Below are 11,800 nucleotides of genomic sequence, written 5' to 3'. Positions count from 1 at the left end.
TTCGTTGCCAGCGCTCCAGTATCCTTGCGCCCCCTCGTAACCCCGGCCGGTCAGCCAAGGAGTGCATCATGGGCCTGGATATGGTCCCCGCGGGCAGCGATTTGCCCCACAAGATCAACGTCATCATCGAGATCCCGAAGGATTCGGAACCGGTGAAGTACGAGGTCGACAAGGCGAGCGGTGCCATCTTCGTCGACCGCATCCTGTCGACGCCGATGCGCTATCCGTGCAACTACGGCTACATCCCGAACACCGTGTGCGGCGACGGCGACCCGGCCGACGTGCTGGTGATCCTGCCGCTGACGCTGATCCCAGGCTCGGTCATCCGCTGCCGGCCGGTCGGCGTGCTGCGCATGACCGACGAGGCCGGCGGCGACGAGAAGATTCTGGCGGTGCCGGACGACCGCGTGTTCGCCGGCTACTCGCACATCCAGGACATCGGCCAGGTGTCGAGTCACTGGCTGGAGCGCATCGGCCACTTCTTTGAGCACTACAAGGATCTCGAACCCGGCAAGTGGGTGAAGCTCGACGGCTGGGGCGATGCGGCGGCGGCCCGCGCCATCATCGTCGAGGCGCTGGAGCGCTACGCGGCCGGCGAGGAGTAGGGCGTCATCAGGAAGTGCTGAAAAATTCCATCCATGGAATTTTTCAGCTCGCTGCAGCTCGGTACATGCCCGCGCTGCGCTCCATGAATCAACGCCGTACGCCGGTGATCCATGTCGGGACATCCTGCCCCGGAAGGAAACGCCCTGAATCAATAGGCGTTTCCTTCAGTCCGCCCCGGCCGGTGTGTTGCGTGCCACCCAGCGGGCGCCGCCGGCGGCGAGCGTTTCCTTTTTCCAGAACGGCGCGCGGTGCTTGAGTTCCTCGATCAGGTACCGGCAGGCGGCGAAGGCCGCCTCGCGGTGCGCCGACCAGGCGGCGGTGAGCACGATGCTGTCGCCGGGTGCGATCGGTCCCACGCGGTGCACGATAAGGATCTCGTTCACCGGCCAGCGTGATCGCGCCTCGTCCTCGATGGCGGCGAGCGCGCGCTCGGTCATGCCGGGGTAGTGTTCGAGCGTCATGCCGGCGACGGCGTCGCCCTCGTTGAAATCGCGCATGGTGCCGACGAACACCGCGCAGGCGCCGCTGCCGGCCCGTGCCGCGAGCGCGACCTGGGCGGCGGCAAGACGTGCCCAGGGATCGAACGGCCCGTCGACGACCTCGATCGCCACCTCAGCCCCCCGTCACCGGCGGGAAAAACGCCACCTCGTCGCCCGGCTGCACGGCGGCAGTCGGCGCGGCGTAATCGTGGTTGATGGCGCACAGCACGCCGGCCGGCAGCGCTGTTTGTCCGGTGGCGGCGGCCCACGCGTCGGCCACCCGGGCATCGGCTGGCAGATCGATCCGCACCTCGTCGCGGCCGAGCGACTCGCGCAGGCTGGCGAAAAAACGGACGTGCACGTGCATCGGCAGGGACTCGGCGAACGGGGCGGTGATAATACCGGCTCACCCCCGCCGACCGCCCGCACGCGCCATGAGCCAAGCCAGCGACACGCCGCGCCGCCTGCGCGTGGCGGTGCTCACCTACTCCAACCGCCGCACCGCCGCCGACGACGGCAGCGGCGACCTGATTCGCGCGCGGCTCACGACGGCCGGGCACCTCATCGCGGCATCCGCCATCCGCCACGGCGATGCGGCCACGATGCGCGAGTTCCTGCGCGCGTGGCTCGCCGACCCCGGCGTCGACGCGGTGATCTCGAACGGCGGCACCGGCATCACCGACTGCATGCCCGAGGCCGCCGCGCCGCTGGTCGAGCACGACATTCCGGGCTTTGCGGTGCTGTTTCAGGTGCTGTCGCTCGCGGACATCGGCAGCTCCGGCATGCTCTCGCGCGCGCAGGCGGGCCTGGCGAACGGCAAGCTGCTGTTCCTGCTGCCGGGCTCGGAAAACGGCTGTCGCCTTGCCATGGACCGGCTGGTGGTCCCGCAGCTCGACACCACCACGCGGCCGTGCAGCCTTGCCGGGCTGATCGCCGATGAGTGAGCTCACGCACTTCAACCGCCGCGGCGAGGCGCACATGGTGGACGTCGGCGACAAGCCGGTGACCCAGCGCGAGGCGCTCGCCGAGGGCCGCATCACGATGCAGGACGACACGCTGGCGCGCATCCGCGCCGGCGATCACAAGAAAGGCGACGTGCTCGGCATCGCGCGCGTGGCCGGCATCATGGCCGCCAAGCGCACGGCGGACCTCGTCCCGCTGTGTCACCCGCTGCCGCTGACGGCGGTCAGTATCGACTTCGAGCTGGAAGACTCGCCGCCGGCGGTGCGCTGCCGCGCCCGCGTGCGCACCGGCGGGCAGACCGGCGTCGAGATGGAGGCGCTGACCGCGGTGCAGATCGCGCTGCTGACGATTTACGACATGTGCAAGGCGGTCGACCGCGGCATGGTCATGACCGACATCGGCCTGCTCGAAAAGCGCGGCGGCAAGTCGGGCGAGTGGCGGCGGGACGCGGCCGATAAGTGACCCAGACGCCTACAGGCTGAAGCCTATCCCCGCCACGGCCGACCAGTCGGCCGTCAGCTGCACGCCGTTCACGTACTGATAGATCGGCTTTTGCACGAAGCCGTAGACGCTGATCCGCGGCGTCAGCGCCCAGCTCGCGCCGGGGCTCAGGAAGACCGAATTGCCGCCGCTGTCCTCGGGCTCGGCGTTGCGGCCCTCGTCACGGCCCCGGTGCACGGCGTTCACCTGCAGCAGCAGGCGGCAGGTATCCGTGAGTTTGCGGGCGCCGCCGAGGTTCAACGTGAACCGGTCGCCGGGACGAAAACGGTCGTGGCTGTTGGTCGGCGCCTGGTACAGCGCCTGGCCGAACCAGGACCAGTCACCCGCTGTCGGCGTCGACTGGTAGAAGGCGCCGAGCAGCAGATCGGTGGTGCCGGTGCCCGGTTGCAGCGTGCGCTCGGCCGGGTCGCCGTCGCCGTTCTCGACGCCGGTCCGGCCGGTCGGCAGCTTGAGGCCGACGTTGATGCCGACGCTGTCGGACCGCAGCGTGTCGTCCGCGCCACGCCACAGCTGCCACTGGCGCCGCCCCAGCAACTGCACGTCGCCAAGTTCCGTGAACTCCCACTCGTCCCGAAACCGGGCGCCGTGGTGGTTGTGGATATGCACGTGGTCCCGCCTGGCAAACGGCGCCGTGACGGTGACGCCCCAGTCGGGGTTGAAGGCGTAGTCGGCGCTCGCCAGCCAGTTGCGGTTCACCGTGCGGACCTCGTCGTGGTGCGCGTGAATCTCGCCGACGCCGACTTTCTCGCTGCCGTGACGCGGCTGGTCCTGATCGATGTACTCGTAGCGCAGGTTCAGGCGCAGCCCGGCACCGGGCAACCCGCCCGGCAGGCCGAAATCGGTATCGAGGGTGCAGAACGCCGACCCGCAGGAGGCCCGCGCCGCGGCGCTGCCAAGCAGCAGTCCGCCGGTCACGAGTGCGATGGCGGACAGTCGGTTTCGAGTCATGGAGCGCGCTCCCGGCGTCTTGAAAAGGCCGGGCAGCTTAGGCAGTGCGGGGCGGCAGGGGAATGCGACAGATTGTCGCGGTCTGCCGTGGCGGTTCAGCCGAGCAACAGTTCGAGCAGCGCCTTTTGCGCGTGCAGGCGGTTCTCGGCCTCGTCCCAGACCACGCTTTGCGGGCCGTCGATGACCTCGGCGCTCACTTCCTCGCCGCGGTGTGCCGGCAGGCAGTGCATGAAGATCGCCCCCGGCGCGGCCCGCGCCATCAGCGCCTGATCGACCTCGAAGCCGGCGAACGCCGCCTGCCGCGCGGCGGCTTCGTCCTCCTGACCCATGCTGGCCCACACGTCGGTGATGACGGCATCCGCGCCGGCCACCGCGGTCTGCGGATCGTCAAGAATCTCGACGCAGTCCACGTAGGTCGCCGTGAGATCGGCCGCCGGCCGGTAGCCCTGCGGCGCCGCCACGCGCAGGCGGAAGCCGAACAGCCGCGCCGCTTCCATCCACGAGTGGCATACGTTGTTGCCGTCGCCGACAAATACGGCCGTCCGGTTACGGATGTCGCCGTGCTGCTCGGTCCAGGTCAGGATGTCGGCCAGCAGCTGACACGGATGGAAGCGATCCGTGAGCGCGTTGATCACCGGCACCGTCGAGTGTGCGGCGAGCAGCTCCAGGCGCTCGTGGCTGAAGGTGCGCACCACCAGCACGTCGACCATGCGCGACAGCACGCGGGCCGAGTCCTCGACCGTCTCGCCGCGGCCGAGCTGAATGTCGCGCGGCGACAGGAACATGCTGTGCCCGCCAAGGTGCGTCCAGGCGGCCTCGAACGACGCCCGCGTGCGCGTGGACGACTTCTCGAACAGCATCGCCATCACGCGGCCGGGGTAACGCACCTGCGACTGCCCGCGCTTGTGGGCGGCCTTGAGCTGCGCGGCGCGCGTGATGAGACCCGCCAGCTCCGCGGCGGTGAGATCGGTCAGGGTCAGAAAGTGCCGTGCGGGCATGGCGTGCCTCAGGCGCAAAAATCGACGATCAGCGGGCACAGCGTGTCCAGCAGCTGCGCGGCCTCGTCGTCACTCATGATCAGGGGCGGCAGCAGGCGCACCACGCGCTCGGCGGTGACGTTGATCAGCAGGCGCCGGTCGAGCGCCCGCTGCACCAGCGCGCCGCACGGCCGGTCGAGCTCGATGCCGATCAGCAGGCCCACGCCGCGCACGTCCACCACGCCGGCGCAGCCGGCGAGGCGCTCGCGCAGCGCGCCCTGCAACCGGGCGCCGAGTTCGGCGGCGCGGCGCGTCAATCCGTCACGTTCGATCACATCGAGCGTCGCGAGCGCCGCCCGACACGCCAGCGGATTGCCGCCAAAGGTGCTGCCGTGGTTGCCGGCTTGGAGCACGCCGGCCGCCTTGCCGCCGGCAAGACACGCACCGATCGGCACGCCGTTGCCAAGGCCCTTGGCGAGCGTCATCACGTCCGGCACCACGCCCGCGCCCTGGCAGGCGAACCAGTGCCCGCTGCGGCCCATGCCGGTCTGGATCTCGTCCAGCATCAGCAGCCAGCCGTGCTGGTCGCACAGCGCACGCACGCCGGCGAGGTAATCGGCCGACGGCACGCGGATGCCGCCCTCGCCCTGCACGGGTTCGATCAGCACCGCCACCACGTCGCGCTGATGCTCCGCCACGCGGCGCAGGGCTTCCAGATCGTCAAACGGCACGCGCGTGAAGCCCTGCACCAGCGGCTCGAAACCGGCCTGCACCTTGCGGCTGCCGGTGGCGCTCAGCGTGGCCAGCGTGCGGCCGTGAAAGCTGCCCTCGGCCACGACGATGGTCGGCACGGCGATGTCGCGGCCGTGGCCGTATTTGCGGGCGATCTTGATGGCCGCCTCGTTGGCCTCGGCGCCGGAGTTGCAGAAGAACGCCTGCTTCAGCCCCGACAGCGCGGTCAGCCGCGCGGCGAGCTGCGCCTGCAGCGGCACCTGGTACAGATTCGAGGTGTGGACGAGCGTGGCCGCCTGGTCGGCGATGGCGCGCGCCACGTCCGGGTGCGCATGGCCGAGGCCGCACACGGCGATGCCGGACAGCGCGTCCAGGTACCGCTCGCCCTGCGTGTCCCACAGCCAGACGCCGGCGCCGCGTTCGAAGGCTACCGCCTGACGGGCATAGGTGGCCATGAGGGCCCCATCCTGGCCAGACATTTCACTACCCCATAAAAGCAAAAACAGCCGACGGGGCGGCTGCTTCTAAAGACGAAAGTCTAGCACCGAATTTTCCTTGACAAACCCCGTCAAACGCTGTGTTGACAAGGCGCAGGCGCAATCGCAGCATTGGCCGCAAGCCCTGCCGGTCGGCGCCTGCCGACATGCCCGGGTGGCAAGAGGTGGCAGTGAATCGGTATGACTAATCGGGAACGACAGGGCAACGGCGGCGCGCTCGACGTCCGCGAAGCCCGGCCCAAGGTGGAGCAGCCGCCGCTGTACAAGGTGGTGCTGTTGAACGATGACTACACGCCGATGGAGTTCGTGGTGCACGTGCTCGAACGGTTCTTCAGCCTGGATCGCGAGCGCGCCACGCAGGTCATGCTGCACGTGCACACGCGCGGCAAGGGCGTGTGCGGCGTGTTTACGCGCGAGATCGCGGAGACCAAGGTGGCACAGGTCGTGCAGTATTCCCGCGAGAACGAGCATCCCCTGCAATGCGATATGGAAGTAGCCTGACATGCTCAGTCACGAACTCGAATTCACCCTGAACCAGGCCTTTCGGCAGGCACGCGAGAAGCGGCATGAGTTCATGACCGTCGAGCACCTGCTGCAGATGCTGCTGGACAGCCCATCGGCCGCGTCCGTGCTGCGCGCCTGCGGCGCGGACATCGACCGCCTGCGCCGGGAACTTGGCGCCTTCATCGACAAGAACACGCCACTGCTGCCGGAAGGCGACGAACGCGACGTGCAGCCGACCATAGGCTTTCAGCGCGTGCTGCAACGCTCCATGTTCCACGTGCAGGCGTCCGGCAAGCGCGAGGTCACCGGCGCCAACGTGCTGGTGGCCATCTTCAGCGAGAAGGAATCCCACGCCGTCTACCTGCTCGGCAAGCAGGGCATCAGCCGGCTGGATGTCGTCAACTACATCGCACACGGGATATCGAAAGTGAACGAAGGCGACGAGAACGAATCCCAGGCCGCCCCGGAAGACGACACCCAGGGCGAGGCCGGCGCCAAGTCGGCGCTCGACAAGTTCGCGGTCAATCTGAACGAGCAGGCGCGTCAGGGTCGCATCGACCCGCTCATCGGCCGCGCCGATGAACTCGAACGCACGATGAAAATCCTTTGCCGGCGGCGCAAGAACAACCCGCTGTTCGTCGGTGAAGCCGGCGTTGGCAAGACCGCGCTGGCCGAGGGCCTGGCCAAGCGCATCGTGGAAAACGAGGTGCCGGACGCGCTCGCCAATTGCACCGTCTACTCGCTCGACATGGGCGCGTTGCTGGCCGGCACCAAGTACCGCGGCGATTTCGAGAAGCGTCTCAAAACCGTGCTGAAGGATCTGTCGAAGGACCCGGGCTCGATCCTGTTCATCGACGAGATTCACACCATCATCGGCGCCGGCGCGGCGTCCGGCGGGGTGATGGATGCGTCGAATCTGATCAAGCCGGTGCTGGCGTCGGGTGAGCTGAAGTGCATCGGCTCCACCACGTACCAGGAATACCGCGGCATCTTCGAGAAGGACCGCGCGCTGTCGCGGCGCTTCCAGAAGATCGACGTCGGCGAGCCGAGCGTGCCGGAGACGGTGCAGATCCTGCGCGGCCTGCGCGGCCAGTACGAGCAGCACCACAACGTGCGCTACACCAATGCGGCGCTCAGCGCCGCCGCGGAGCTGTCGGCACGCTACATCAACGAGCGCTTCCTGCCAGACAAGGCGATCGACGTCATCGACGAGGCCGGCGCCGCGCAGCGCGTGCTGCCGCCGAGCAAGCGCAAGAAGGTGATCGGCGTCGGCGACGTCGAGCAGGTGGTCGCCCGCATCGCGCGCATTCCGCCAAAGCAGGTGTCGAGCACCGACATGGAGAAGCTGCGCACGCTCGACCGCAACCTCAAGATGACGGTGTTCGGGCAGGAAGAAGCCATCGACACGCTGACCGCCGCCATCAAGATGGCGCGCTCGGGTCTCGGGCCGCAGACGCGGCCAATCGGCTCGTTCCTGTTCGCGGGTCCGACCGGTGTCGGCAAGACCGAGCTCAGCCGCCAGCTGGCGCTCGCGCTCGGCATCGAGCTGATCCGCTTCGACATGTCCGAATACATGGAGCGACATACCGTGTCGCGCCTGATCGGTGCGCCGCCGGGCTACGTCGGTTTCGATCAGGGCGGCCTGCTCACCGAGGCCATCAACAAGCACCCGCACGCGGTGCTGCTGCTGGACGAGATCGAGAAGGCCCACCCGGACGTGTTCAACCTGCTGCTGCAGGTGATGGATCACGGCGCGCTCACCGACAACAACGGCCGCAAGGCCGACTTCCGCAACGTGATCATCATCATGACCACCAACGCGGGTGCCGAAATGACGGCGCGGGCTTCCGTGGGCTTCACCAAGCAGGACCACAGCAGCGACGACATGGAGGCCATCACCCGGCTGTTCGCGCCGGAGTTCCGCAACCGTCTCGACGGCATCGTGCGCTTCCACGGCCTGACGCCGCAGATCATCGCCAGCGTGGTCGACAAGTTCATCGTGGAACTCGAAACCCAGCTCGAACCGCGCCGCGTCACCGTCGAAGTAGACGAGGACGCCCGCGCCTGGCTGGCCGAGCACGGTTACGACGCCAAGATGGGCGCGCGGCCGATGGCGCGGCTCATCCAGGACAAGATCCGGCGCGCGCTGGCGGACGAGCTGCTGTTCGGCAAGCTGCTGCACGGCGGCACCGTGAGCGTCAGCTGCCCGGATGGGGAACTCGTGATCGAATGCGAAGCGGCGCCGCGTCCGGCGCGCGTGGCGGAAGAGGAAGCCTGATCGCGGCGGTGCCGCGTGCCCTTGTCGCGGGGCGCGCGGCGAACCGCCTCAGCGGGCGCGGTAGGTGATGCGACCCTTGGTCAGGTCGTAGGGCGTCAGCGACACGGTGACCTGGTCGCCGGTCAGAATGCGGATGTAGTGCTTGCGCATCTTTCCGGAAATGTGCGCGGTGACCACGTGACCGTTTTCGAGCCGCACGCGAAACGTGGTGTTGGGCAGGGTCTCGACCACCGTCCCCTGCATTTCGATGCCTTCTTCCTTTGCCATTCAGTTCTCGGTAGCCGGCGGAAAAGGCGGGATTGTATGCGTCCGCGATGGGCAGCCTCAACCGCGCAGCCGCTGGGGCTGCCCAACGGCAGCCCATTCACGTCATCAGGAGGCCCCCGGTGCTGTCGTTAACAGTCGAGTTTTTTCACGACGTGCTGTCGTGCTGGTGCTTCAACGCGTCCGAGCGCGTGCGGGCGTTTGTCGCCGCGCATCCGCAGGTCGAGGTCATCCACCGCGCCTGGCCGCTCGGTACCGATCGCACGCTCTTCGCGCGTCTGTTCCCGGACCCGCAGGCCGCCAAACACGAGATCGTCCTGCAGCACTGGGGGGACGCGGTGCGCGTGGAGCACGAGCATCGCATCCGGCCGGAGCTGATGATGAGCCGCGATTTCGAGTATCCGTACTCAATGCCGGCACAGCGCGGCTGCAAGGCAGCGGAAAAACAGGCCGGCCAGCAGGGGCACTGGGATTTCTTCGATCGCGCACAGGTGGCGCATCTGAGCGATTGCGACAACGTCGCCGATCCGGACGTGCTGACGCGCTGCGCGCGCGACGTCGGCCTCGACGTCAACGCCTGGTTGCGGGATTTCGAGGATCCGCAGCGGGATATCGAGATCGGCGTGGACCTGGGTATCGCCCGGGCCTATGGCGTGGTACGCGTGCCGATACTGATTGCGGAAGCCCGTGCGCAGCTGCACGGCGAGCCATGGTCGACCTTCGGTTACCGCATCACCGCCGAGCGGCTGGATGGCTGGTACGCCGATCTGGCGCGGGCCCGCCAGACGGGCCGCTTCTGACCCGACCGCGATCGATCAGGCGGCCGCGGCTGCCTCGATGTAGGAAATCGGCAGTTCCTGCGCGGAATCGAAACTGACAATCTCGTAGTTGGCACGGTCGGCCAACAAGGCGCGCAGCAGCTTGTTGTTGAGCGCGTGGCCGGACTTGAAGCCCGAGAAGGCGCCGATCAGGCTGCAACCGAGCAGGTACAGGTCGCCGATGGCGTCCAGCACCTTGTGCTTCACGAACTCGTCGCGGTAGCGCAGGCCGTCCTCGTTCAGGATGCGCGCTTCGTCGACAACCACAGCGTTCTTGACGCTGCCGCCGAGCACCAGACCTTGCGCCCGCAGCGCTTCGATCTCGTGCATGAAGCCGAACGTGCGGGCGCGGCTGATCTCGCGCAGGAACGCAGTGGACGAGAAATCCACCTCGGCCTGCGCCGGCTTGCCGTCGAAGGCGGGGTGGCTGAATTCGATCTCGAAGCCGACCCGGAAGCCCTCATAGGGTTCAAGGCGGACCCAGCGGCCGGTTTCACGGATCTCGATCGGCCGTAGCACGCGCAGGAAGGACTTGGGGGCGTCCTGTTCGCAGATGCCGGCCGACTGGATCAGGAACACGAACGGCCCGGCCGAGCCATCCATGATCGGCACTTCCGGCGCGTCGACGTCGATCAGCGCGTTGTCGATACCGAGCCCCGCCAGCGCGGACAGCAGGTGCTCGACCGTACTGACGCGGGCACCGCCGAACTCCAGCGTGGTCGACAGGCGCGTGTCACCCACCTGTTCGGCGCGGGCCGGAATCACCACGTTGGGCGTGAGGTCCACGCGCCGAAAGCGGATGCCGCTGTCGACCGGCGCCGGGTGCAGCGCAAGCTGCACCCGCGCTCCCGTGTGCAGGCCCACACCGGTGGCGCGGATGGTGTTCTTGAGGGTGCGTTGTCTGATCACGTGGCGGGGGGTCGTCCAACAACGGCGTGACAGCGGGCGGCTGTCACGCTCTGGTCACAAAGTCTAGCACCGGGCCGCTGCCGACCCGGCTGCTTCAATCCGCCTGACGGCGAAGGAACGCCGGGATCTCCAGGTACTCCATGTCGCTGTCGCGAAACGGCTGCACGCCGTCGCGGCGACGGTCGGTGTTGCGCATCACGGTGGGTTGCTCGTAGCGCTTGTACGGATCGGTGCCGGTGCGCACCACTTCCATCGGCCGTTCCACGACCCGCTCGACCGGGCGTTCCTGGGCGTTGCGCGCCGGCTTGCGGTCGAGGCCGGTGGCGACCACCGTCACGCGCATCTCGTCGCTGAGCTCGGGATCGATCACGGTGCCGATCACGACACACGCGTCCGGCGAGGCGAGTTCCCGCACCACGTTGCCGACTTCCTCGAACTCGCCGATCGACATGTCCAGACCGGCCGTGATGTTCACCAGGATGCCGCGGGCGCCGGACAGGTTGATGTCCTCCAGCAGCGGGCTGCTGATGGCAGCCTCGGCGGCCAGCCGCGCGCGGCCGTCGCCCGTCGCGGCAGACGAGCCCATCATGGCCATGCCCATCTCGGACATCACCGTGCGCACGTCGGCGAAGTCGACGTTGATCAGGCCGGGTCGCGTGATGAGTTCCGCGATGCCCTGCACGGCGCCTTGCAGCACCTGGTTGGCGGCCTTGAAGGCCTCGGTCAGGCGGAAGTTGCGGTCGAGTTCGGTGATCAGCTTGTCGTTCGGGATGATGATCAGCGAGTCGACGTGCTTGCCGAGCGCGGCGATGCCCTCGTTGGCCACGTCGAGGCGCTTGCGGCCCTCGAAGCCGAACGGCTTGGTGACCACGGCCACCGTCAGGATGCCGAGTTCGCGCGCGATCTGCGCAATAATCGGCGCCGCGCCGGTGCCGGTGCCGCCGCCCATGCCGGCGGTGATGAACACCATGTCCGCGCCGTCCAGCGCGTCCGCGATGCGCTCCTTGTCCTCCATCGCCGCCTGCGCGCCGATGGACGGATTGGCGCCGGCGCCAAGGCCCTTGGTCAGGCCCGTGCCCAGTTGCAGCACGGTTTGCGCCGAGGTGCGGCCGAGCACCTGTGCGTCCGTGTTCGCAACGATGAATTCCACGCCGTCGATCTGCTGCAAAAGCATGTGTTCGATGGCATTGCCACCGCCGCCGCCGACGCCGATGACCTTGATGACTGCGCTCTGCTCGGTTGGTTCCATGAGTTCAAACATGCCTGTAGTGCCCCCGCCCGCCGTTAGCTTACCGCGAGAACCGCCCGGTCCCCGGCCCAGAAT

Annotated in this window: 14 protein-coding genes; 6 read left to right on the top strand and 8 right to left on the bottom strand. The window is 67.9% G+C overall.

Going from position 1 to position 11,800, the window contains the following annotated elements; translation table 11 throughout:
* Positions 1 to 68 precede the first annotated feature (68 nt).
* Positions 69 to 605: an inorganic diphosphatase gene (ppa, locus tag AB7F93_RS05860; protein ID WP_428301950.1), complete on the top strand. Its 537-nt coding sequence runs from the start codon at positions 69 to 71 to the stop codon at positions 603 to 605.
* A 165-nt stretch (positions 606 to 770) separates the two neighbouring features.
* Here the strand turns inward: ppa and AB7F93_RS05855 are convergent, their stop codons facing one another.
* Positions 771 to 1,217: a molybdenum cofactor biosynthesis protein MoaE gene (locus AB7F93_RS05855; protein ID WP_428301949.1), complete on the bottom strand. Its 447-nt coding sequence runs from the start codon at positions 1,215 to 1,217 to the stop codon at positions 771 to 773.
* A 1-nt stretch (position 1,218) separates the two neighbouring features.
* Positions 1,219 to 1,452, bottom strand: a complete 234-nt coding sequence (locus AB7F93_RS05850) for a MoaD/ThiS family protein (RefSeq protein WP_428301948.1) — start codon at positions 1,450 to 1,452, stop codon at positions 1,219 to 1,221.
* Positions 1,453 to 1,519: 67 nt separating this feature from the next.
* Here AB7F93_RS05850 and AB7F93_RS05845 point away from each other — a divergent pair, with 67 nt between their 5' ends.
* Positions 1,520 to 2,029 (top strand): molybdopterin-binding protein, encoded by a 510-nt coding sequence (locus tag AB7F93_RS05845; protein ID WP_428301947.1) that lies wholly within the window; start codon positions 1,520 to 1,522, stop codon positions 2,027 to 2,029.
* Complete coding sequence (gene moaC / locus AB7F93_RS05840; protein ID WP_428301946.1) at positions 2,022 to 2,510, top strand: cyclic pyranopterin monophosphate synthase MoaC; 489 nt, start codon at positions 2,022 to 2,024, stop codon at positions 2,508 to 2,510. Before AB7F93_RS05845 ends, moaC begins: the two co-directional genes overlap by 8 nt.
* Before the next feature lie 9 nt (positions 2,511 to 2,519).
* On the opposite strand, the gene AB7F93_RS05835 is transcribed toward moaC, so the two are convergent.
* The 3 genes from AB7F93_RS05835 to AB7F93_RS05825 all read right to left on the bottom strand — a co-directional run bounded on the left by AB7F93_RS05835 (position 2,520) and on the right by AB7F93_RS05825 (position 5,661).
* Complete coding sequence (locus AB7F93_RS05835; RefSeq protein WP_428301945.1) at positions 2,520 to 3,497, bottom strand: hypothetical protein; 978 nt, start codon at positions 3,495 to 3,497, stop codon at positions 2,520 to 2,522.
* Positions 3,498 to 3,592: 95 nt separating this feature from the next.
* Entirely contained in the window at positions 3,593 to 4,495 is a 903-nt protein-coding gene (argF, locus tag AB7F93_RS05830) for an ornithine carbamoyltransferase (protein WP_428301944.1), read from the bottom strand.
* An 8-nt stretch (positions 4,496 to 4,503) separates the two neighbouring features.
* A complete protein-coding gene (locus AB7F93_RS05825; RefSeq protein ID WP_428301943.1) occupies positions 4,504 to 5,661 on the bottom strand; it encodes an aspartate aminotransferase family protein in 1,158 nt (385 codons plus the stop codon).
* A 222-nt stretch (positions 5,662 to 5,883) separates the two neighbouring features.
* On the opposite strand from AB7F93_RS05825, the gene clpS reads away from it, so the two are divergent.
* The gene (clpS, locus tag AB7F93_RS05820) at positions 5,884 to 6,204 is read left to right on the top strand and encodes an ATP-dependent Clp protease adapter ClpS (RefSeq protein ID WP_428301942.1); all 321 of its coding nucleotides are present in this window, start codon (positions 5,884 to 5,886) and stop codon (positions 6,202 to 6,204) included.
* 1 nt (position 6,205) lies between these two features.
* The gene (gene clpA / locus AB7F93_RS05815) at positions 6,206 to 8,485 is read left to right on the top strand and encodes an ATP-dependent Clp protease ATP-binding subunit ClpA (protein ID WP_428301941.1); all 2,280 of its coding nucleotides are present in this window, start codon (positions 6,206 to 6,208) and stop codon (positions 8,483 to 8,485) included.
* A 48-nt stretch (positions 8,486 to 8,533) separates the two neighbouring features.
* Here the strand turns inward: clpA and infA are convergent, their stop codons facing one another.
* Positions 8,534 to 8,752 carry a translation initiation factor IF-1 gene (gene infA / locus AB7F93_RS05810; RefSeq protein WP_428301940.1) on the bottom strand — a complete coding sequence of 73 codons (219 nt, stop codon included), beginning with the start codon at positions 8,750 to 8,752 and terminating at the stop codon, positions 8,534 to 8,536.
* 119 nt (positions 8,753 to 8,871) lie between these two features.
* On the opposite strand from infA, the gene AB7F93_RS05805 reads away from it, so the two are divergent.
* A complete protein-coding gene (locus AB7F93_RS05805) occupies positions 8,872 to 9,549 on the top strand; it encodes a DsbA family oxidoreductase (RefSeq protein ID WP_428301939.1) in 678 nt (225 codons plus the stop codon).
* Between the two features lie 15 nt (positions 9,550 to 9,564).
* On the opposite strand, the gene lpxC is transcribed toward AB7F93_RS05805, so the two are convergent.
* Positions 9,565 to 10,476, bottom strand: coding sequence for a UDP-3-O-acyl-N-acetylglucosamine deacetylase (lpxC, locus tag AB7F93_RS05800; protein WP_428301938.1), 912 nt, complete (start codon positions 10,474 to 10,476; stop codon positions 9,565 to 9,567).
* Positions 10,477 to 10,570: 94 nt separating this feature from the next.
* Entirely contained in the window at positions 10,571 to 11,737 is a 1,167-nt protein-coding gene (gene ftsZ, locus AB7F93_RS05795) for a cell division protein FtsZ (RefSeq protein WP_428301937.1), read from the bottom strand.
* Between the last annotated feature and the right edge of the window lie 63 nt (positions 11,738 to 11,800).

It is taken from the genome of Immundisolibacter sp. (assembly GCF_050250495.1).
Classification (GTDB): Bacteria; Pseudomonadota; Gammaproteobacteria; order Immundisolibacterales; family Immundisolibacteraceae; genus Immundisolibacter.
The sequence above is the reverse complement of the archived record's forward strand: the minus strand, read 5'-3'. Positions and strand labels throughout refer to the sequence as shown.

Excerpts from the sequence above, each read along its gene's own strand:
- ppa (WP_428301950.1), top strand. The coding sequence starts at position 69 with ATGGGCCTGGATATGGTCCCCGCGGGCAGCGATTTGCCCCACAAGATC.
- AB7F93_RS05850 (WP_428301948.1), bottom strand. The coding sequence starts at position 1,452 with ATGCACGTGCACGTCCGTTTTTTCGCCAGCCTGCGCGAGTCGCTCGGC.
- AB7F93_RS05845 (WP_428301947.1), top strand. The coding sequence starts at position 1,520 with ATGAGCCAAGCCAGCGACACGCCGCGCCGCCTGCGCGTGGCGGTGCTC.
- moaC (WP_428301946.1), top strand. The coding sequence starts at position 2,022 with ATGAGTGAGCTCACGCACTTCAACCGCCGCGGCGAGGCGCACATGGTG.
- AB7F93_RS05835 (WP_428301945.1), bottom strand. The coding sequence starts at position 3,497 with ATGACTCGAAACCGACTGTCCGCCATCGCACTCGTGACCGGCGGACTG.
- argF (WP_428301944.1), bottom strand. The coding sequence starts at position 4,495 with ATGCCCGCACGGCACTTTCTGACCCTGACCGATCTCACCGCCGCGGAG.
- AB7F93_RS05825 (WP_428301943.1), bottom strand. The coding sequence starts at position 5,661 with ATGGCCACCTATGCCCGTCAGGCGGTAGCCTTCGAACGCGGCGCCGGC.
- clpS (WP_428301942.1), top strand. The coding sequence starts at position 5,884 with ATGACTAATCGGGAACGACAGGGCAACGGCGGCGCGCTCGACGTCCGC.
- clpA (WP_428301941.1), top strand. The coding sequence starts at position 6,206 with ATGCTCAGTCACGAACTCGAATTCACCCTGAACCAGGCCTTTCGGCAG.
- infA (WP_428301940.1), bottom strand. The coding sequence starts at position 8,752 with ATGGCAAAGGAAGAAGGCATCGAAATGCAGGGGACGGTGGTCGAGACC.
- ftsZ (WP_428301937.1), bottom strand. The coding sequence starts at position 11,737 with ATGTTTGAACTCATGGAACCAACCGAGCAGAGCGCAGTCATCAAGGTC.